This window comes from Xenococcus sp. PCC 7305 (genome assembly GCF_000332055.1).
Lineage (GTDB): Bacteria > Cyanobacteriota > Cyanobacteriia > Cyanobacteriales > Xenococcaceae > Xenococcus.
Genome location: NZ_ALVZ01000175.1, coordinates 1 through 22,397, shown reverse-complemented (window position 1 = coordinate 22,397; position 22,397 = coordinate 1). Strand labels below are relative to the sequence as shown.

Genomic DNA, 22,397 nt, shown 5'->3' with positions numbered 1-22,397 from the left:
CCCGATTATATTTACTTCTCAGCCATAATCCTAAATAAGATCAAGATCGACAAATCTGACAATGGCAGGATTGGTTCTAAGTAGGGTTGCTAGGATTAGATTATTGAACATAATTTGGGTATTGGAACTGTCTTGTAATAAGTCAACATCATCACTCAAAAGACCATTCAACAAAGCGATCGCATTATTGCTGCGACTAAAATCAACAATCTTATCAGTAGCATCGTCATCTGAGATGGCAAAAACATTGTCACCAACCCCATCCCGAAGGAAATCATCTCCAAGACCGCCCATCATAGTATCATCACCGCGATCGCCTAACATACTGTCATCACCCTCTCCACCATCAAGGAAATCATTGCCGTCTCCACCGCGTACGATATCTGCTCCTTCTCCAGCTTCGATAGTGTCATCATCACCATAGCCAAAGATTCGGTCATTCCCTCCCAAGCCTAGTAGGAGATTCACCTGATTATCACCTTTAATAATATCGTTAAATTCCGAACCTTCAAGATTCTCTAGGTTAATAAAGCGATCGCCATAGCTCTCTCCACGATAACCTCGACCAGTGCTTAAATTAATATAAACACTGGTTGTGGCATCTTTATAGGTAGCAAGATCTGTACCATCTCCGCCATCAAGAGTGTCCTCTCCTTCACCACCTATTAGAGTATCTTCTCCACTACCACTAGCAAGATAATCATCACCAGCGAATCCCTCAATCAGTAAGTCCGCAGAAATTAGAGAAGCATCCACAATATCATCATCACTATCGCCCTGAATCGTCACCGAGAAGGCGCTGATTTCACCGCTAATGGTCATGACACTACCGACATCAGGATCGGCATTGCCGTAATCTCCTTGAATTAAGACTTCCCCAGCAGCTTGAATCACCGGATTCGTACCATTGCGTTCGATGGTAATATCATCCCCACCTTGCAATAAGATATTGCCTTCGGCAGCAGAAAGCACAGCACTAGCAGTAATCGTGAGATCATCTCCAACAGCCGCAGAATCAGTGGCAGTTAAAGTAATATCTCCTGTGGCACTGAGGGTTTCGGTTACAGTTAGGGGACTAAAGGTAGTGATTTGAATTGTTGCTGGAGTTTGAACTCCATCGGTATCACTAATCCCACCAATGGTTAAGGCTCCAGTGTTTTCTATGATGAAGTCTCCTGTGGCGATCGCGGCTTCGAGAGCATTTACTGCTGTTTCTAGAGCATCTACCGTATCCGCTTGCATGAGCAATGCACCGCCGGAAATATCAAATCCGCTATCGTCATTATCAAAAATTGCCCCAGGAGTAATTAAAGAAACAGTTCCGATTGCCGAGAGATCACCATTCAAATATAGATCTGTATTTTGATCGAGAGTTAGCGTCACATCTGCTCCAGTAGAAGCAATATTACTGAAATAATAACTACTAGTAACATCAATTAATTCATCTTCTACTGTGGGATCGGCCGAGGCGATCGAAGCTTGAGAAACGGCCGCAGTTATGGCAATCTCACCTCCAGCAGTAATGCCATTAATATCAGCCCCATCGATCGCCGCTTCTGGCTCTTCAGTTTCCGTGGTGCGAATTTCTAATAGCTGAGTCGCCAGATAAATGTTCCCACCAGCATCAGCACTCAAAGTCGGATTATTAACATCTTTATAGAGTAAGAGATTGAGTGGCGTATCTGATTCTCCAATATCTCCTAGAGGAGTATTAAGGTCAAACTGACTAGCCGCTGTTGATGCTTCAGCTAGATTAATTAAATCACCGCCTTGGTTGAGAACATCCACAATTCCCGTCGCATTATCGATTTCCCCAGCAAAAATCACATTAGATGTGAGATTATTATCAATATCAATCAACGGTTCATCGGTAACATCAGTGACAAAGCTGAAATCACTTGTATCTGTTTCAGCGTTTATATTAACATCAGGTTCATCAGGATTGCGATTGACAACGCTGATATTATTAAGTTTCAGGTTTTTATCGGAATTATTAATCAGGGTAATACTGGCAAACACCCCATTTTTATGGATCGTGCCATTACCAGATACCGTTCCTCCCGGAGAAGACATCACCACACTGCCAGGATTATCATTAGCAATATCATCTACCACAACATCATCACCGACAACTTGTGCTGTGATATCACCATCAATCTCAAAACTATAATCGGCATTGACTGTCAGTTGAGGATTGAGAGCCGATCCTTGTAAAATATCACCGTTAAAGGTAATCGAATTGTCGCTAAAGAAATCTCCTTCTAATTTTATCAATTCATTACTATTGAGAACCTGTTCAATAATGTTAGTTACGGTTTTAGTTACCCATTTGACAATCCAACCAATAATGGGAATTTTCTTGGTAACTTTCTCAACGACTTTAATCGTTTCAACAATATAGTTAACAACGGTTTGGGCATCTGCTTCAGCATCTCGGCTGTAAACTGCGCTTTGATCTTCGGGAGATTCGGCTTCGAGATTGACATTTTCTCCGGCTAGTTGTGAGCCAGCTTGCAAATCAATATCAGAATCTAAATCAAAATCGTTACGAGCTTCAGCTTCGACTGTTCCAGTCAACCCAACTTCAATAGCAGCTAGGGCATCACTATCGGTATCTACCCCATCCTGACGGGCAATTAGGTTTAAATCTTCTGTGGCAGCAATATCGGCAGCATTTGCCACAACAATATCTACTTGGGAGATCACATCTAGGAATGCATCAGCTTGAGTTGTCGAATCGGCAGCAATGGTTTTCGAGTAGGAATCGGTATCCGCATCTAGCTTAGTTACTTTCGCATTTAAATCAATATTTTGACCTTTCAGTTGAGCTGTATCGTCAATAGTTACTTGAGTATTGGCAGTGACATCAGTATCGGCTTTAGTTTGATTAAAGGTTACTAGCCCACCAGTCTCAATATCTCCTTCGCTATGGGCTTCAATGGCATTGGTCGCTTCAATAGTTAGATTTCCCGCCTCAGAGGTAATTTGACTGCCTGTGCCAATAGTAACAGTGGTATTACTATTAACATTGGCGATCGCTTCTGTACTGGCTCCAGCAAGAATACCTCCAGTCCCGCCATTAGCTTTAGATTTTTGCGCATTATTGTCAGAAGTCGCGATTAGGGTGACATCACCATTGCCATCAATCACCGAATTTTGACCAGTTACAATAGAGACCGCATCAGTAATCTGCGATTCAGTTTTGGTAACCCCAGCGGCTGCCAGACCATAGGCATTACCATCGGCATCAGCGGAAGTAACATTATTCGATTGAGCCTGAATCAGCACAGTTTGCAGAGCATTTAATTCAGCGCTTTGCCCAATATCCATCTGAACAGCGGAGTTAACGATCGCTTTTGCCAGCGAACCAGTACCCCCTACCAGTCCGCCAGCGGTAGAGGCAGAATCAGCGCTCACTTGAGAAGTATTAAGGGCTTGGAGAGCAATTGCCCCATCTGCTATAACTTGACTAGATTGACCTACCGCAGCATTTACTATGGGAGTCCACTGGGCATTGGCAGAAGAAATGCCCGCAGTAACTACACCGGCATTATATCCTTCAGCATTAGTAGTTATTGTCCCGTTGGCTGATCCGTTAAGATCAACATTTTGGTCAAGATCAATTAGAGCATTATCGCCAATCTCGGCATTAACCGTGGGAGTGGCACTAGCTTCAGCGACTGAACCACTACCAGAGACAATTCCCACTGCAACCGCGATCGCATTAGCATCAACTTGACTATTGTTTTGAGCGTTAACTGAGAGATTATTCACACTTAACCCAGCTTCTTGACCAATATCGACCTGATTTCCCACGATCGCCTGGGTACTACCGGTACTAGATGCCGTCGCGATCGAGGCTCCCAGGGCAACACCCCCAACTTGTCCCCCAATACTCTCGACATTGAGATTAGAATTGGTCACCGCTTCTACCGTCACCGTATTACCGCTTTGAACTTCCACACTATCATTTAAATAGGCAGTTTGATTACTGGTATCGTCAAGAACCACGACTTGAGCGCCGATGGCAACTAATCCAATTTGTCCAGCATAGGCATTACCTTGATAGTTTTTATCCTGTTGTGCTTTGACGGTAATATCATTTCCTGCCAGTAAAATAGCGTTGCTATCTACATAAGCATCGGTATTGGTATTTAAAGTGGTGACAACCACGGAGCCGCCAATTCCCACAATGCCCCCAGCAACACTACCGACAATGGCATCAAAGTTTAAAGTTTCTTGGGCTTGAACAGTAATATCATTGCCGGCTGTAATATTGGCATCCCCAATTACAGCTACGGTTCCAGAAGGAATATCGGGGCCAGCTAAAGCACTAGTCACATCAGGTATGGTGCTATCGAGTCTTGTGGCAACATTATCTGTATCTGAGCGGCCATAACCTTGGAGTAAGGTACTAAATTCGCTATTACCGTTACCAGATTCATTGATAGTGTTATCAAAGCCATTGGCATCGGCTGTCGCTTGGTCACCATCATTATCGTAATCTTTAGCAGTCAAACTATCTTCCGTACTACCATCATCGGAATAGCTAGAATTGCGTTCTGTCCCCAGCGACCAAACAGAGACTGAACCGGCAACTGCAGCAATCCCCACCGCACCACTGATCCCATAGGTTTCAATATCTTTGGTGGATGTGGCTTGTACATCTACATCTAACAGAGCGTAGACGTCGGTACTATTGCCAATATAAGCAGAGGTATCATTTTTATCAATTCCCACATCAACACCACCACCAATACCAGCAATGCCCGCGCCCAAACCACCACCAAAGGCAAAGACGGTCAGGTCATTGGTGGCTAAAACTTGTACCGATCCCAGACTACCTAAATCCTGATTTATTTGACTACTATTGCCAATAAATGCCGTGGTATCAGAGTCAATACTTTCAACGCTAACCCCACCAGCTAATCCCGCATAGAATCCTGCTGCGGCACTGGCCCCGAGGTTAAAGATATGCTCAACAGAGTTGGCGCTAACAATGATATCCCCTTGGGCATTAACGATACTATTATGCCCGATAAAACTTTGGGTATCCTTTTTAATCGTGACCACACCCACGGCACCACCAATCCCCGCCGCACCAATTCCTACTCCTAAACTGCCAGCAATCATCATGGTTTCGGTATTATTTTGGGCGGAAACGTTAATATCTCCCCCAACATTAACCGTTACACCATCAGTTTCTCCCGTATCTTGATCGCCAATATAGGCATAGGTTGTATTGTTAATATCCGTAACTGATGCCGAGCCACTAATGCTAGCTGTTCCTGAAACCGCTACTCCTGCGGCGATCGAGAGAATATCTTCTTTCGCATCAGCAATCACGGTGAGATCTTTTTGGGCATTGAGGGTCACATTATCGTCAATATAAGCCTTGGTGGTATTTTCGATGATGGTGACATCTCCCCCTGGGGTAATACCTGCGGTTCCTCCAACTGAACCAACTGCGGCGATTCCTAAATGATAATAATCATTACCCGCAGCAACCAGAACCGATTGCTCGGCTCCATCACTTTCGTTATTGGCATTGATTTGAGCATTTTCCCCAATATAGGCTGAAGTATTGCTCTTCATCACATTGACATCACCACTGAGATTGACTGCTACACTGCCGGAAATGCCACCACTGGCAGCAATGGTTTCGAGATCATCTTTATTAGTTGCAGCAATCGCTAAACCCTTAAGCGTTTGGCTTTGAGCGGTAGCAACCCTTTGTTGAGTTAGAGCGTTATTATTAACATCGTTGGTACCATCTTCGTTAACATCGGCATCATGGGCTCCAGGGGCTTGGACTTCTGAGGTCTCGGAGCCCGTATCATTGCTAAAGCTAATATCAAATTTACCTGTTTTAGCTGTGATACCTTGATCTCGTAAGGCTTTGGCCTGTACTGTTGCGCTATCTCCGACAAAGGCTTCTGTCGTTTTGTCGATTACTGTTACGACTGCTGATGCCCCAACACTGGCAGAGCCAGAAGCGGTAATATTGCCCGAAATTCCATCAATTTCCGTTTCATTATCGGCAAAGATCCCAATATTGCCTTCGGTGATCGCTGTTGCTCCAGTATCAATAAATGCTTGAGTCGTATTATTTAAGGTAATCACTGAGCCGGTACCCGCGATCGCTGCGGTGCTAGCACCTACGGCACTAGCGGCAATGCTTAAGATATCTTCTAGAGAATCTGCTGTCAGAAGAATATTATTTAAGGCGTTGACCTGAGCACCACCGGCAATATAAGCTTTAACCTGCTTGGTAATCACTTCAACATCAGCCGCAGCACCCACTCCCACAGTACCGGCTCCTGCAATGGAACCCGCTACACTCAGAATATTGGTAGTATTATCGGCTCGTAGTTGTACGGATTGATCTGTATCTGCATTGGTTTGATCGCCATTAATCACGGCATTTTGTCCAATATAAGCTTCGATCAGATTATCCATCGTATTGACAACGGCAGAAGCGGCAAAGCCTAGGGTTTTACCCCCAGCACCCCCAGCACCAACGAGGTAAAGGTTTTCTGTTCCTGTGGCATCGAGAATAATACCGTTACCAGTCAAGGTATTACTAGGATCGCTAATAGCTGTACCTTCACCTTTGGCCGTAACTTGAGCATTATTGCCAATATAGGCTTTTACAGTATGTTTAAAATTGCTATTGCCAAGAGCTGCTCCAATTCCTGCGGTTTTCCCAAAGGCGGCGGAGCCACCAACAGCAATAACTTCGACTTCTGAATTAGCGTCAATCAGGATATTTTGTGTCGTATTGACTTGGGCTAATTCATCAATGAAGGCGAGAACTGTTGTATCGAGGTTTTGACTGGATGCTGATCCAGATAGACCTAATAGTTTAGTAGAAACTGCTAAACTTGCGCCCACGGAAATGACTTGTTGCTTCGATTGTGCTTTGATTTTGATGTCCTGAGAGCTCGTGATATTGGCATTTTGACCAATGTAACTCTGCACCGTATTGTTAATAATCCCCACATCGACCGCCGCACCAACGCCTGCTTTGCCATCGGTGACCGAAACACCACCAGCCACAGACACAATCAATTGATCGTAATCGGTCTCAAGATCAATAGTTCCCGTCGCCGTTAATTGGGTATTATCTCCTAGAGCTGCGATCGTAGTGCTATCGCCAAAATTGAGATTTACCGAGCCAGCAACGGAGGCAGTACCATCATTGAGAGCTCCAGCTCCACCTGCGGTAATCGAGATTAAATGATCTTTACTTAGGGCATTGAGGGTAACATTATTAGCTGTAATATCGGTATTTTCTGTGAATGCTCGGGTATCTCGGGTTACATCATTCTCGGTAAAGGAGCCCGCGATCGCGACACCTCCGGAACCTTTACTCATTTCTAGGGCAAAGGCTCCTGCTACTGAAAGCAAAAAGCCATCACTCTGGGCATCAATCGTTAGATCGTTACCGATATTGACATCGGCGATATCACTAATAAAGGCTCGGGTCGTAGTATTAATTGTATTTAAGGAAACATCCCCAGAGATACTCGCCCCAGCTTTTTGTTTGGCGGCATCTACTGTCGCGCTAGAATCATCAGTATTGACCGATTGAGAAGCCGAATCTCCATCCCCATATTCAGAGTCGGCATCAGGCGTTGTGGGAGTATCGGGAGTGGAATCGGAGACGAGAGTCCCAGCTAGGGAAATAGTGAGAAATTCATCCTTAGAATTGGCGTTAACTTCTAAATCTGTCCCCGCATCCACTAAACCAGCGATCGCCAACCCAGCACTGTTAAGATTACCAATAAAGGCTTGGGTATCATTATCTGCCTCATTGAGAGAAACGGCTGCGCCAACCCCGACATTATCCGAACTCATGAAACTACCGCCGACCATTAAACCATAGACGTCGGTTTGCGAATCTACCACAATTTTATTGTTAGCGATTACTTTGGCTTGATCTTCAATATAGGCGTAGGTGTTATTGATAAATTTATTAAAGCCAACTGTTCCCGAGACACCGAAATCTTCGGCTGAGCCTCCCGATTCTAGGACATTGACGGTAAAGTTCGTCGCATCGGCTAGCACATTGACATCTTTTTGGGCATTGACTTCTGCACCATCGTCGATAAAGGCTGTGGTGTTATTGTTATAGCTAATCTGGTTATAGGTGCCACCAACGGAACTCCCGGCGCTCTTAGAATTGGGAAGAATGAGATATTCGACACTGGGAATTCCCGCAATATTGATCGTTTCAATACTGGTGAGGGCTTCGACTGCCACAGATTGATCCGCAGTCGCGATCGCATTATTATTATTAATAAGCGCTCCTTCAAGAATTGTGGCTTGGGCTTCATTAGTCACATTCAAAAGATTAATACTGCCAGAAAGAGCAAATTTACCCGATTCTCCCGTTTCCGCAGCCGCACCCACAAAACTGGTAGCAATTTTATCCGCCACCCCTAAATTAGTATTAATATAGGGAATAATGCGAGCTAGGGTATCAAAATCCTGGTTCAATTGAATCAGATAGCTATCAACACTTTCATAGAAGGCAGTGGGACTACTACCATCTAAGCTCGGTAAACTAGGATCTAGATCAAGTATGGCCTGTAAATCGTCATCAATGAGAATTTGATTGGGAATTTGCGCATCTGATTTAACATTCAACTGGCCTCCCACATCGACGGTTGCCGAACCAATAAGAGCATTAGCTTGATTCGTATAATTCGTCACGGCGACAGCCCCACCCAAGCTGACATCAGCCCCTAATTTTGCTTGACTAATGGCGCTCGCCCTAAAGTTTTCCTCGGCGGTGGCAGTAACATCCAAGTTGCCATCAACTTGAATTACAGCATTATCTTGGATATAGGATTGAGCTTCGTTTACACTCTCAACAACAATGACTCCACCAGCAATATCGGCAATAGGTTTATTGGAGTGGCTCACACTACCTGGCACAGTAATATTTTGACTTTGTAAGAAAGATTTAACTTGGTCTTTAGCCGCATTTTTTACCGCATCTTTGATGATATTTTTCTTGAGAACCGTATTGGCTTTCGTCGTGTTCAGGGCGTTATGAGCTTCAGCATCAATTACAACATCCCCCGTTGCTGTAATTTGACCATCAATATTAGTGTTACTGGTCGATTCTGTATCACTAATGGGAACTCCAATAGTTAAGCCAAATCCCGCTTTATTTTTGCCTTTAGTTTCAGTGTAAACATTAAACCGATTGGTATTTTTTGACTGAATATCGGCATTTCCTGTGGTAATTGTTACTCCATCTTCAATGTTCGTCTCGGAGGTTGATCTGCCTTTACCATAGGCAAAAGAAATTTGAGGACCGGGAACCTGTAAATATTGTCCTGCTAAATCTAGCAACATATTGGAGGCGGTACTAACTCCTGCGGTCATATAGTTAGTCACTAAAGACTGCAATTGGAGATTATTGCCAGCGCTGATGATGGCTCCATTTTGGACATCAGTTTTGGCCGTTGCCCCAGAGCTGACATAGGCAGCACCTAAAATCATCGAAGGGGTTTCGAGGGTGATATCAGAGGTGGCAGCGGCTTCAACTGTAATATCATTGGTGGCTAAAAGTTGTGCGCCACTACCGATGGTAATCAAACTTTGAGTATCAGAAAATAAGGCTTCAACCGGCAAACTTAAGTCCAGAACTCCCGACTCGGCAATTTCGGTTTTCAGAATATCAGAAATGTCTTCAAAGGTAACATCTCCCACATCAATTAAAGTGCCATCGACATCTTCTGCGGTCACAGGAACTTCTTCGGGTAATAAGGAGGTGAAAACCTGTTGGATTGTAACACTATCAACTGAGGCACTGGTTACTTCGTCAATTAAATCATCGGTGTCAATTAGAGTAATTGTATCTGAGGTAACCGAATCAATAGTATAGGAATTATCATCATTAGAATCTGAACCGACGACTTTAATTTCTTGACCTGCCTCAAATTCATCGGTAATCCAACTACCTGAAGTACGGGTAATAGTAGATACTCCCGTCGCACTCTCATCAAAAGTCAGTCCAATTTTATCTGGTTGGGTCGACATTGTTGCCAGTGGTTCACCAGTTAAGAATCCAACCAAACCATCTTCAAAAATATCAATTTTAGTATATTTTGTTGTATCTGTATTCGTAATTAAGGTAATATCACTAGAACTTAAAACCGAATTATTAATATCAATATTTCCTGTCGCACTTATATCTTTATAAAGAGGATTAGTTAATAAATCTGCCCAACTAGGAACATCTATTCCTGCATTAACAATAAAGCTAATATCACTACTCGTTTCTGTTAGTTCAATATTGGCACCATCAATATCAAATCCTTCATCGGCAGTAATACTAATACTTTGTAGGCCACTGCCACCGATATCGCCATTAATAGTAACTTTTCCTTCGACATCAATGCTTAAATCATCCAAATCTCCAACTCCATTACCAACAATTGAACCTAGATTGGTAATGTCTAAATCTCCTAAAACTTTTAAGCTAGTACTGCCATCAATGATATAAGGTTCGTCAATGGTGAGGCTGCCAACTATCGTATTCAGGGAGCCACTAAGACTAACATCTAAACCTAAAAGTTCGTCTTGCTCAAAAGAATATATAGTTTCTATATCATGAAGATTATTAGTGTCAGGAGTAAATTCTGGCTGATTCATATCATCAATAATTTTTAAAAATTTTGTTTAATACAATATTTTGAGCAAACTGAATTAAGTTAAGTTACGCATTTTATGGAGCTACTACGATATCAATGCGCCGATACTTAAAGTGTTCCCCATTGCCTAGGGAAAAAGCACAAGTAACGGCCCACCAACATGTTAAGGAGAGATAGTCTTTGATCTCTACCTTGATCAATTAACTCAATAGCTAAGGTAATTCTATTCGGTCAAGCAATTGATGGTTGTGATTTTGATCTGGGATTGCTCTTGAATTTTATGAGTAATATGTTGAATCCAAATATTTCTAATATGGTGTAGTTGCTATCGTTAGAAAACAGTATTAAAGGTGAAGCGAAAATTATTTTCTTTAAGTATTAATTTCTGTTGAGCTGCATTTTGACCATAATCATACTTATTGTAATTCCAGATCAATGACAGGGTTTTGAGATTAGGATTTTTGCCCAATCCAACTTGTAATGTTGCACCATAGGGGGAATTGCTCGACGTATTATTCACAAGATTATAGTAAGCTGATAATCGCCAGTTTTGCCTTAGGTTAACTCCCCAATTTAAGATAATATCATTCTCCAGAGAATTAGGTAAGATATCCCCAACTACATAACTAATTCCATAAAAAAACGGTTTTATTCCCAGATTACCGCTAACTCTGAGAAAATTGTCTGGGGAAGTGAGCAACACCTCTCCTATTTCCTGTTCACGATCCCATGTCCAGTTAAAATTCATTGAGAACAAGAAATTAGCTTTTTGGCTAAACAGAAATCTTCGAGAAGCCCCTCCCCACAATTGACTGTAATAGTCTCGATCTGGATTTAAATAGGCGATCGCTCCAAGCTCAGAAGTCCAACGCTTTTTTTGACCAAAAAACTCCGTCCAATCCATGCCCACATAGGCTTTGAGCTCATCTGCTGTGATCACACCTGTGTAGTAACGAAGCACTCGATCGCTGTTGGTAATATTTCCTGTAAAACTAAAATGAGGATGAAAATTAATCTCTTCATTCAGACTTGTACTGTTGAGAGCAAATGCTTCTTGATTAAAAAAGGATAAATAAACTTGGTTCTGAAAATTCTGCTCTACATTATTAAGAGGCAAATCCGCGATATTGGTAATCGAAACTACAGTATCGGGAAAATCACCATTTCCTTCATTTCCACCTTCTCCACCACTGGCAACGATAGTTTCTAAAGGACTAATGGTCTCATATTTCCTTTTGCTCGTATAGCGGCGTTCTGTAACCGGGGAAATACCAACCCAAAAACTATTAAACATCGCTGCGGGAATTTTTGAAGGTTGGTCAGATTTCGGGGTAATTGCGGTGCCCAGTCCAATTTGATAACTAGTAAAACTCCCTGGAGGAACTCGGCTATTATTAGAGGCAAAAAAAAGATTTTTGTTAATTTGGGGATTGACAGGTTGGGTTGATCCAGACAGCTGTGGGTTGATGTCTGGCAGCAGTTCAGTTCCCAATTGTACGGCTGAAGTTAGAAGAGTATTCTCATCATTCACAATGAGTCCCAATCCTCTAATAGTTCTTCCCATAACCGCTTTTTCATGATTTGCTCGGACAATTTGTCGCACCCGAGACAGTACAGCAGCAGAAGTATTGGAGACTTCTGCAACTCTTGAGACATTGGTTTCACTAGATTGACTATTGCCGAAAGTGCCACCGGAGTTGGGGAAGAATAAATCAAGACCAATGATTTGACCGTTAGCCCCAGATTGAAATCCTGGATTGCTCATGACAGCAAGGGATTCTGGAGTTACAACTTCACCAAACTTGGAGCCATGAATCACACGAGTCGGAACCAGAGAATCGGGGTCAATGCTATTGCGATCGGTCTGCAAGCCTGGGGTGTAAACACATTGATTATCCGCATTTATGCCCAAGGACTCACAACTACCGAGTAAACTCAATTGTAGTTCAAATCCTAATAGAGTTTGGGGTTCTTTGATAGTTTCAGTTACTTGATATTGATTTTTAATAGTTCCTAATTGCACATAAGTTCCTGTTTGTTCGATGGTAATAATATTATCTACAGTTAAACTTTCTTCAACTTGACTATCAAGAGTCATTAGGGTAGTAAAGTCAATATTACCCTTAAGACTATCCCCAAAATTGTAGTTATAACTGGATAATACCTCCAGCTTGGTCAGATGATTGATGGGAATACCACTGAGATTCAAGCTAGTAGTAAAGGGGTGAAGATTTTTCTTGTCAACGATATGAGGTGCTATCAGATAATCAGATTTGGGAGTGGCTTCAGTTTCTGGATTGGGCTCTTTCTCCAAATTAGCCTTATCTACCTCTTCTCCTGCTACTTGGGGACTAACAGATAAGATTAATGTTAACAACAACAGAAACAAGGTTTCTCTTAAGCAAAGATTATGATTGAGAAAGAGGTTGGTTAACTGACAAATCTTCTGACACATTTAGTTCTTCGTAGGATGAGCTAGCGACAGCGTAACCCAACACAACTCTATCTGTAACAGTGTTATCGATATTTTAATATTATTTTTTGCTGGTGAATAGTTTGGGTGAAAACTCTTAAGAGATAACTCATTTTTTGAAAGTATAAACTTGGTTGATACTTAAATACATTAAGTTACGAAGATACTTTTAATTTTTTCAAAAGATCTGGGTATGAATAAGAATAAGTTAGTAAAATTCGTGAGAACTAATCTATGTCTAAATCTTGGTCTAAATATTTGACTTGTGCTATTGCTTGTTTGGGAGCATTGAGTTTAGCTCCGATCGCATCCGCAGGTGAAGGTGGAGCCGCCGCAGCCGCAGCCTTTACCATTGACGCCACAACAGGAAATGTTTCTGGGGCCGCAGTTTCTGCCGCTGTCGGTAAACAAGATGCCTTTGCTGGTGCTATGAACGATCCTGCTGGAGTGAATGCCAATACTGCTTTCGCACTGGGATCTGCTGGAGTTATCAACGTTACTAGTGTAGATCAGATAACAGGGTTTACCGATGTTCAAGGTACTGCTGATACTCAGTTGGGAACCAATCAAGAGAACAGCTTTAGCTCTAGTGCAGCAACAGTTCGGATTGGGAGTCAGAATGGGGACGCGATCGCTGATCTAGGACCCACAACACCATAACAACCATCAAAATATAAGTCTGCAACCATTGTTTTTTGTTATAGCTTCCCGGTCTTAGGTCGGGAAGTTCCTATTTTAACTTCTTCTAGTTAGGAAAAAGTCATTAACTCTTTCTTGAGTCCTTTAGAAGTAAAGCTCTTTGGCATCTGTCTTATACCAATTTTTACCACTGTCGATTATACTCTTGTCGAGAAAGACACTTATGATTTCAATTGTAAGTATTGAGTATCATTTTTGGTGTGAGCAATTAAAAAAAATTTTTAAAATGTTAAATGTTAATCAACTACCTCAAACTCGTCTCTTTGGTACGGATGGTATTCGCAGTAAGGCAGGGGAGTTACTCAATGCCAATTTTGCCCTTCAGTTGGGATATTGGGCAGGACAGGTCTTACGAGAAACGGCGACCAATTCTGGAGTAATTATTATCGGGCAAGATTCGCGTAACTCTAGCGATATGTTGGCAACTGCGATCGCCTCTGGGTTAACTAGTGTTGGGTTAGAAGTTTGGCATTTAGGATTATGCCCGACTCCCTGCGTTGCTTCTCTAACCAATAGCTTAGAGGCGATCGGCGGCATTATGATTTCTGCTAGTCATAATCCGCCTGAAGATAATGGGATTAAGTTTTTTGGGCAGGACGGCACTAAACTAGCTAGCAAAATTACCGATGAAATCGAAACCAGATTGCGAGCTAATTATCATAGTTTTTCGACGAGTCAACTAACTAATAATAGTTGGGGTAAGCATTATTATCGTCCAGCATCGATTGATAACTATACTGAAATCTTAACGCGATCGCTACCTAATAATATTAACTTCGGGCAGTTGCGAATTGTCCTCGATCTCGCTTGGGGAGCTTCAGTTGAAGTTGCACCCAAGGTTTTTCAAGAGCTGGGAGCGGAAGTGATCGCTCTGCATCATCTACCGGATGGCGATCGCATTAATATGCATTGTGGCTCTACCCATCTGGCCGCACTACAACAGGCCGTCCAAGAACATCAAGCAGATTTAGGTTTTGCCTTTGATGGAGATGCGGATCGGGTTATGGCGATCGACAGCCAAGGACGAGTTGTTGATGGTGACTATATTCTCTATCTTTGGGGACAGCATTTACAACAACAAAGTCAATTGCCTGATGATCTCATTATTGCTACGGTGATGGCCAATCTGGGTTTTGAACGAGCCTGGTCAAAGCTCGGGGGAAAAATGACTCGCACAGCCGTGGGAGATCGCTATGTTCAACAAGAAATGTGGCGCACTGGTGCGATGTTAGGCGGCGAACAGTCAGGACATATTCTCTGTCATCATCATGGAGTATCAGGAGATGGCATTCAAACTGCTTTACATTTGACATCTTTGGTACAGTATTCGGGTACTTCCCTCAAAGAACTAGTTGATAGTAGCTTCGATACCTATCCGCAAATTTTAAAGAATATTCGCGTCGAAGATCGCGAAGTTCGCAGCAAATGGCAAGAATGCCAACCGGTGCAACAGGCGATCGCACAAGCAGAAACTGCCATGGGTGATGATGGCAGGATTTTAGTAAGAGCTTCAGGTACAGAGCCAGTGATTAGGATCATGGTAGAAGCGATCAATCAAGAACTAACTAACTATTGGACAAATAAGTTAGTTAAGGTTGTCGAGCAAAATTTTGCACAATAATTTATAGTTTGTGAACTAGTTGAAATTATTTCTTAAAGTCCGTAGTGTTTTACTCGTTCCCTGCGAGATCGCCTGTTGGACAAGTTGAGGAATGAGAATAGGAATAGATAAATTGGGAAAAATTGGACTTATCGACTTTTCTTGATAATTGCCATTGTCATGGACGTAAATTTTTAGTTTTTGTTGCCGATAAATCCATACTTCAGGAACCCGAATAGCAGCATAAACTTCAAGAGTTGTGAGAGAAGTAACATCAGATTCAATGGCTAAATCTGGAGGTGGATAAATTTCTAAATCCATTTGGGTACAGCCTTGCATTTGAATAGCATTGTCAATATAAAGGCAAGTGTCTGGTTCAACACCGGCAATTTCAGGTATTTTAAATGTCGTTGAACCAAAATCTTCCCAGTCGCGCCCCTGAGCCTCTAAGATAGTCTTAACGATGTCGGCAATAATGCGATGTGGTCTTTCATGAATTGCCAGAGGAGACATAATTTCCAGATTTCCTTGAAAGTAAGTGAGGCGCACTCGTCGTTGTTCACCTAATTCATTGAGAATGTTTTCGAAGTCTTGCCATGTCAAGTTATCGATGAGGACACTACTACCAGGAGTAATTTGGATAGATTTTAAAGGTATAGTAACAGTCATAATTTTTAATTAACTCTACCGGCTCTATCACTATTATTTACGTAATACTAATTTATTCGATAACATTTATCAATACGAGGTAATTCATTTTGCAAGTTGCTTATGACTGCGACAATTCCCTTTGTTCACCCCATTCAGAGACTAGTCCGACATTTCCCAAAATTCCCCTAACTCAGCTGATTCCTAAAGTGATCGAAAGATCTTGGCAGGTTGGGGCATCTCAAGCATTAGAAGAATTCGAAGCTACAATTAACGGAAAAAATGCTGAAACCAATCAAGGAAGATCACAGTCATAATTTGTTCCATAATGTTAAGTTGGTAGCCACCGATATGGATGGTACTCTGACCAAAAATGGCAAATTTACTGCTGATTTGATTTTGGCCTTAGAGAATTTAAAAACTGTGAATATCGATGTTTTAATAGTAACGGGGCGTTCGGCGGGCTGGGTTCAGAGTGTTGCTAATTATTTACCCATCGTGGGTGCGATCGCAGAAAACGGTGGAGTATTCTATGACAATCAAACAAATAGTTGCCGAAACCTAACTCAGACTTCTGATTTAATAGCCTATCGGCAAAAATTAGGCTCAGTATTTGAATTGTTGCAAAAAAAATTCCCCCAAATCCAAGAATCTTTAGATAATCGTTTTCGTCTTACCGATTGGACGTTTGATATTGGGGACTTGACTGCGTTGCAACTTGCAGAAATAGTCGCTATCACTCAACAAGCAGGCTGGGGTTTTACCTACAGTACAGTGCAATGTCATATCAAACCGCCAGAACAAGATAAAGCCTTAGGATTGCAATCTGTGCTCAATAGTTGCTATCCCCAACTGACAACCCAAGAAATTGTGACAGTCGGGGATAGTCCCAATGATGAATCTTTATTTAATGAGAAGATCTTTCCTCTGTCGGTGGGGGTCGCTAATATCTTAGATTACAGCGACAGATTGGAATATCAACCGAACTACATGACCAGCAAAGCAGAAGTTGCTGGGTTTTGTGAATTGGCGGATATTTTACAGAAGCCAAGGTCAAGATTTGAATGATATTACTTGTTTAATACAGGATTAAGTAATTCTGTAAACCAAGCATTGACCTTCGCTTTATAGTCGTCCAGTTCAGGATGATTATTTAAAAGATCCAAAGCGCAACCGTAATCGGCCGCCGCACAATTCCAATCGCCTCTAAGATGATAGGTTCTTCCTCTCTCAGCGTAAATTGTCTCCGGGAAAGAATCGCTTAAAATAGAAGCAATGTCAAAATTTTGGATTGCTAAATCATAGGAGCCAAGTGCTCTAAAGGTGATTCCTTGGTTAATCCAAGTCCGAATGTTAGAGGGGTTAATCTCTAGAGAAATATCATAGTCCGAGATCGCTGAAATGAAATCTCCCTGGGCAGCATAGCAGTTAGCTCTGTTATTGTAAGCTTGATCTAGTTGGGGATCGATTTCTAGAGCATGAGTTAAATCTCTAAGTGCTTTAGTTAGTTCGTTATTTTGAAAATACATTAACCCACGGTTATTGTAGTAAACCGCACTATTTGGATGCAAAACGATCAATTCATTCATAATCGCGATCGCTACTGCATAATTACCTTTAGCTAATATATCTTTAATAGAAGAACATAGTTCTTTTTCCGATGTTTGGGAGCGAGTTCTCGATTTTAGGACGGGCTCGACTTTGTCATATAAGTTGGTTTTCATGGTATTGGGAAGGACTCTGCTTAACGTTACCTTACTATCTGGCTGGATGGTTGAAGTAAGTGATCTAGGTCACTAATCGAACTGTCTCATAGTTTGCCGTCACCTCATCAAAAGTTTCTGTATTTAAAGTATTTTATTTTAGAAAGACGAAAGCAAACGAAGCAGCTACATCTGGTTAAGATTCCCCTAGGTTGTGGGAAACTAACATCTGTATAGTTTTATTCATAAATCTTATTTCACAATTTTGCACGAGTAATTTCACTGATCTATGCTTAGCGAAAGGAATCATATCTAATGACATCTACTGAGTATTACTTAGGATTAAAGACTTACTTTTATGCAAAAATATGTGTTTTTATAACATTTGTTCATACTACTTGGGCAGTTCGATCTATTATCTAACTATTAATTAAGTAGCACTACTTGGTGAATAAACCGATTATCCCTATAGAAATTTATGACAACTACCACATTACTTACCCAAGCATCTGATGTCTCGACCGATGATTACTGCGTTTTTGGTGTAGCAACTTGCTTCTTTCGTGAAGAAGGTGAAGTTCATGAAGTGAAAATTATTGAACCAATTCCTTCTGCTTCTTTAGAAGCGATTCTACAAGGTATTCCCACCTCCTATGAATCTGCCTTTGCCAAAACTTTGGGCGCATTTTTCCAAGGGGAAACCATTGAGATCCCTTCTGATATGCCCGAGTCTGCTCAACTATGCGATCGCTTTGAAGAAAGAGCGATCGCTGCAACTCGCACCTATAAAACTCGTCCCGAAGCAACCCAACATATTGGGTTAGGAGAAATAAAACAAGATTTTAACTATTCTTTAGAGAGAAAAAGGATCTTGAATGTCGAAAATATTGTGCGTGCCGAAGACAATGTTAAGCAACATTCCCACACTCATAAAGTGCTTTGAAGATTGGTGTTAGGTTTTAGGCGTTAGGCGTTAGGTTTTAGGTTTGAAAAGTCGTGAAATAAACGAAAAAGACTTGGTAAAATCAAGTCTTTTTATTACTTACTCTCTCACTAAAAGAACATCGGATTAGATGTCTTCTCTGGGATTCCAGCGGGAGCGAGACTCTTCGATATGCATGTTTTTTCTGTCCTTTTTGAGATGTCGGGGACTACTTTCAAAAGACAAAGAAGAAGGCAGATTATTTGCCCCATATTCATCACGAATAAATGATGAAACTTCTGCATAGGAAGGCGAAAAGCGCTCAATAGATTCTCGTGAATTACCCTGACGTTGTTTGAGCGCCAAGGAAAACAGACCAGTTCCATCATCAAAAAACCGCTCAGTAGTCTCGCCATATTGATCATAAGGATAAAAAGCGAGATCCTCTTTTGCCTGATTTGCAACCCAAGAAACGTAGGACCAGTATTCACTGAAAGTCCCAAATTCATTGGCAGAGCGCATCATTAGCAATAGCCAGTGATCAGTAGATTCATAGTATCTGTTTATCTGAGTGGAAAAAGATTTTAGATGCTCCTGCTTAAACCACATGTGATGAGGAATAAAAGTCCCTTCCTCATCAGTTAGGGCATTAACTCCCAGCACCGAGCAAATCCATTTATCCCATGCCGACACAATCTTCGAGTTTCCCGTGCCATTATGTTGCAGAAGAGCAAAACTATACTTAAGAGTATTCTCTTGTTCCTCAATCGCCGGCCAAGCAGCTACTGGTAGCAAGTCGCTATCCCAGACTAGATACCATTCACTCAGATTATCAATGCCTTCCCAGGCACCAAGTTTCAAGAGCTGTTGATAAAACCAACCTGGAGTATAAAGAGATTTCCCCAGATCTAGTTCGGAACAAATTTTGTCCTTGCTCAAACCAGATTTTTGGAAGAAAGTTTCTTCCTCATGGGTAAACAAAGGCGCTATTTGCCAATCTTGGGATACTTCCTTGAGGGCTTGCGCCTCTGGTGCTGGGGCAATGACATGAATTGAGCGAGGTTGGTAATGGGTTGTAATTCCTTCTAGCACTGCCTGTGTATTCCAACGAATACGAAACAGAGGAATCACAAAGTCGAATTCTTCTTGTGACATATAATCTATTAAAAAATGCTTGTCTATACTGTTGATAAAGTAGGGTCCTTCAGGACTTCAACAGGATGATGACCTACTGTTGAAGGATCTTCCAACCCAACATCACTACAAAGCGGCTCAATACCTAAACCATTTCTCGGATACTCAGCGCAAATCGCGCGATATTCATCGATCGCTTGGGAGAGTTCATCACGAGTGAGAGCATTAAGATAACCACATTGCCCAATTCCACCTTTAGGCAGAGGGGCCACTAGATTACCACCTCTTTTCTGAACAATTTTTTCTTGGGCTGCCCAGAGGGTTGATTCATTGAGCATGACATCATGCCAAAGACTTAAACCAAAAGAACCAATGAGTCGCAAAATTCGCTGCAAATCTTGCTCGCTAATCCAGTTGTTTTTATAACTTAGATAGGCACCAAAACCCATACCGGTAGCTACTGCATGACCATGTAACAATCCTGCTTCAATTTCAAAGCCCGGGGACCAAGTATGACCATAGGCGTGGGGACGACATTGATGGGTCTCATATAAATTGTCGTATTCCGCTTCTACATAGCTTCTTAGAGCAGCTCCAAGAATTTTTTGCGACAGCAGACTAATGCGATCGCCAGATTCACAATTGAGTGTGCCAAAACGAGTTGCGATTAATTCGGCGCCAGCTTCTTCTAGGTAACCAAACAACTCGGCATTTTTAACCGTAGCCATTTTGATAATCTCAGCTATCCCATGGCGCAACCATCCTTCCCGCAGTGTTTTAAAGAATGAGCGATCCGTAAGGGACAATATAGGAGCATGATAAGCCCCGAAAAGATTCTTATAGCCAAAGCCATCACAGCAAGTCCGAGGAGAAGGGCCCGCATCAATCCCTGCCACGATCGAAGTCGATAGCATGACATAAGGTGTATTGCGATGATAAAGGGCACAAGCTAAGCCCCCAGTATCAGTTAGGACGCCGCCCCCAACAATTAGTACCGGTTCATTCCGAGATACTCCAAGACGCTTAAAGTCACCCAGCATCCGTTCAACTGTGTTGATGCCTTTGTCTACTTCCATCGCTCGATATACTAGCTTGTCTAGAGCAATACCATGGTAGTCAAAGTAATGTTCAATCTGTTCTCCGAAATAACTCTCCACATTTTGGTCAACCAGACAAACACAACGTCCCAAGGAAATATATACATCACGTAAGGTCGTTTCCTGAGGATCTAAGGAGTTTTCGACAACCCTAATGGAGGTGAAAGTCTTGGAGGTCATCACAGCTTCAATAGTCTGGTCATCATCAGTACTGACTACATGAGCATTGCTTTCGCGATAACTAGAGGTGGGATATATAGCGTGGGGATCACTCTGTACAAGACGAGATGCTAATTTTTCATAAAAATCACTATCTTGGCTATGCAAAAGAAACTCTAAGAGTCTTTGTTTTCCCAGGCTAGAATTATGCACTCTATCAGCAAAAACAGACCATTCGACGCCTGCTACCATATCTAAGGAAGCGATGAGTTGTTTGAGAAGACCGAAAAAACTACTGAGTGAAAGATTGAGAGAGCTACGGAGATTCCTACAGGCGGATAAGCCCTCAATCGCATTGACCGTAGCAAACTCTTCGCCCAGCTCCTCAGAAAAGGCGGGACTATTGATTAAAGAAAGCAATAGTTTCCTGAAATTTTCATTACAACAAATGGCTTCGACGGCGTTGCCTAAATTCTGATATGCCAAGATCTCACTGTCACAGGTGACGATAAAAGCCTTAACTGCCGAGGTAGTCTTCATCATTAATTTACTTTGAGAAAAACAGCATGTGTAATGTCAACCTTGCGCAACGCTTGCTTAGAAGACACGTATTAATCTCGTCCCCCTTTTTGAAGACAAAGCTATCAGGTAAGGTAATATCAGTCGAGATAAGTAAGTTCGCGTCTCAGCAGGATTGCTTGTCAACTTATGGTTTCGTAACCATTTCTTCAATTAAGTTAACACAAATGTCAGAAAATTCATAAAAAAACATAAAAGAAATCTTATTAATTGAAGAATTTTGGACAAAAATGTGTTAAAGACTACATTTTTCTTGGTATTTGCATTCCGAGTGCATTTCACATTGAATGATGCAGTCACTAATTTCCTTGAATATTAGAGGAAATAATTGTGATTTACTGTTCAAATGATACAAATCGGCTCAACTAGTCAACGAAAAGACTTGATAACTTGTGCGCTTGTCGTTATTCTCGCACTTGACAGCTTGCACTAAAGGTGAGTCGGCTTCAAATAGGGGGGATGATGACGCGCACCGTCCTGAATTTTGCCAGTTCACGTCAACTACCTGTCATAAACCTTTTGATAAAAACTTTGATATTCAGGAGAAAGTAAAGGTTGCCACCAATCTTGATTATCTAAATACCATTGGACTGTTTTACGTAAACCCTCTTCTACGGTTACTTGGGGAGTCCAACCTAATTCGTCTCTGATTTTGCTGGCATCGATCGCGTAGCGACGGTCATGTCCTGGTCGGTCTTTGACGAAAGTAATCA

12 protein-coding genes are annotated in these 22,397 nt (G+C 41.9%); 5 read left to right on the top strand and 7 right to left on the bottom strand.

Features of this window, described 5'->3' with window-relative positions; genetic code table 11:
* Positions 1 to 30: 30 nt before the first annotated feature.
* A complete protein-coding gene (locus XEN7305_RS12460; RefSeq protein WP_006509792.1) occupies positions 31 to 10,671 on the bottom strand; it encodes an S-layer family protein in 10,641 nt (3,546 codons plus the stop codon).
* Positions 10,672 to 11,001: 330 nt separating this feature from the next.
* Positions 11,002 to 13,125: a hypothetical protein gene (locus XEN7305_RS12455; RefSeq protein WP_006509791.1), complete on the bottom strand. Its 2,124-nt coding sequence runs from the start codon at positions 13,123 to 13,125 to the stop codon at positions 11,002 to 11,004.
* A 252-nt stretch (positions 13,126 to 13,377) separates the two neighbouring features.
* Here XEN7305_RS12455 and XEN7305_RS12450 point away from each other — a divergent pair, with 252 nt between their 5' ends.
* Together XEN7305_RS12450 and glmM are read left to right on the top strand one after the other, a co-directional pair.
* On the top strand, positions 13,378 to 13,803 hold the full coding sequence (locus tag XEN7305_RS12450; protein ID WP_006509790.1) for a hypothetical protein: 426 nt from the start codon (positions 13,378 to 13,380) through the stop codon (positions 13,801 to 13,803).
* A gap of 265 nt (positions 13,804 to 14,068) precedes the next feature.
* Entirely contained in the window at positions 14,069 to 15,463 is a 1,395-nt protein-coding gene (glmM, locus tag XEN7305_RS12445; RefSeq protein ID WP_202951274.1) for a phosphoglucosamine mutase, read from the top strand.
* 15 nt (positions 15,464 to 15,478) lie between these two features.
* On the opposite strand, the gene XEN7305_RS12440 is transcribed toward glmM, so the two are convergent.
* Positions 15,479 to 16,111, bottom strand: a complete 633-nt coding sequence (locus XEN7305_RS12440; RefSeq protein WP_006509788.1) for a Uma2 family endonuclease — start codon at positions 16,109 to 16,111, stop codon at positions 15,479 to 15,481.
* 89 nt (positions 16,112 to 16,200) lie between these two features.
* Here XEN7305_RS12440 and XEN7305_RS12435 point away from each other — a divergent pair, with 89 nt between their 5' ends.
* Positions 16,201 to 16,407 carry a hypothetical protein gene (locus XEN7305_RS12435; protein WP_006509787.1) on the top strand — a complete coding sequence of 69 codons (207 nt, stop codon included), beginning with the start codon at positions 16,201 to 16,203 and terminating at the stop codon, positions 16,405 to 16,407.
* Entirely contained in the window at positions 16,373 to 17,158 is a 786-nt protein-coding gene (locus tag XEN7305_RS12430) for an HAD-IIB family hydrolase (protein ID WP_006509786.1), read from the top strand. Before XEN7305_RS12435 ends, XEN7305_RS12430 begins: the two co-directional genes overlap by 35 nt.
* A 2-nt stretch (positions 17,159 to 17,160) precedes the next feature.
* On the opposite strand, the gene XEN7305_RS12425 is transcribed toward XEN7305_RS12430, so the two are convergent.
* Complete coding sequence (locus tag XEN7305_RS12425) at positions 17,161 to 17,814, bottom strand: tetratricopeptide repeat protein (RefSeq protein WP_006509785.1); 654 nt, start codon at positions 17,812 to 17,814, stop codon at positions 17,161 to 17,163.
* A gap of 457 nt (positions 17,815 to 18,271) precedes the next feature.
* On the opposite strand from XEN7305_RS12425, the gene XEN7305_RS12420 reads away from it, so the two are divergent.
* Positions 18,272 to 18,736 carry a hypothetical protein gene (locus XEN7305_RS12420; protein ID WP_006509784.1) on the top strand — a complete coding sequence of 155 codons (465 nt, stop codon included), beginning with the start codon at positions 18,272 to 18,274 and terminating at the stop codon, positions 18,734 to 18,736.
* 126 nt (positions 18,737 to 18,862) lie between these two features.
* Here the strand turns inward: XEN7305_RS12420 and XEN7305_RS12415 are convergent, their stop codons facing one another.
* The 3 genes from XEN7305_RS12415 to XEN7305_RS12405 all read right to left on the bottom strand — a co-directional run.
* Positions 18,863 to 19,870 (bottom strand): DUF6492 family protein, encoded by a 1,008-nt coding sequence (locus XEN7305_RS12415; protein ID WP_006509783.1) that lies wholly within the window; start codon positions 19,868 to 19,870, stop codon positions 18,863 to 18,865.
* 23 nt (positions 19,871 to 19,893) lie between these two features.
* A complete protein-coding gene (locus tag XEN7305_RS12410) occupies positions 19,894 to 21,648 on the bottom strand; it encodes a sedoheptulose 7-phosphate cyclase (RefSeq protein ID WP_006509782.1) in 1,755 nt (584 codons plus the stop codon).
* 537 nt (positions 21,649 to 22,185) lie between these two features.
* Positions 22,186 to 22,397: GDP-mannose 4,6-dehydratase (locus XEN7305_RS12405; protein WP_238568971.1), on the bottom strand; the 212-nt coding region annotated here is incomplete at its 5' end.

Coding starts and splice junctions, on each gene's coding strand:
- XEN7305_RS12460 (WP_006509792.1), bottom strand. CDS start 10,671: ATGAATCAGCCAGAATTTACTCCTGACACTAATAATCTTCATGATATA.
- XEN7305_RS12455 (WP_006509791.1), bottom strand. CDS start 13,125: ATGTGTCAGAAGATTTGTCAGTTAACCAACCTCTTTCTCAATCATAAT.
- XEN7305_RS12450 (WP_006509790.1), top strand. CDS start 13,378: ATGTCTAAATCTTGGTCTAAATATTTGACTTGTGCTATTGCTTGTTTG.
- glmM (WP_202951274.1), top strand. CDS start 14,069: ATGTTAAATGTTAATCAACTACCTCAAACTCGTCTCTTTGGTACGGAT.
- XEN7305_RS12440 (WP_006509788.1), bottom strand. CDS start 16,111: ATGACTGTTACTATACCTTTAAAATCTATCCAAATTACTCCTGGTAGT.
- XEN7305_RS12430 (WP_006509786.1), top strand. CDS start 16,373: ATGCTGAAACCAATCAAGGAAGATCACAGTCATAATTTGTTCCATAAT.
- XEN7305_RS12425 (WP_006509785.1), bottom strand. CDS start 17,814: ATGAAAACCAACTTATATGACAAAGTCGAGCCCGTCCTAAAATCGAGA.
- XEN7305_RS12420 (WP_006509784.1), top strand. CDS start 18,272: ATGACAACTACCACATTACTTACCCAAGCATCTGATGTCTCGACCGAT.
- XEN7305_RS12415 (WP_006509783.1), bottom strand. CDS start 19,870: ATGTCACAAGAAGAATTCGACTTTGTGATTCCTCTGTTTCGTATTCGT.
- XEN7305_RS12410 (WP_006509782.1), bottom strand. CDS start 21,648: ATGATGAAGACTACCTCGGCAGTTAAGGCTTTTATCGTCACCTGTGAC.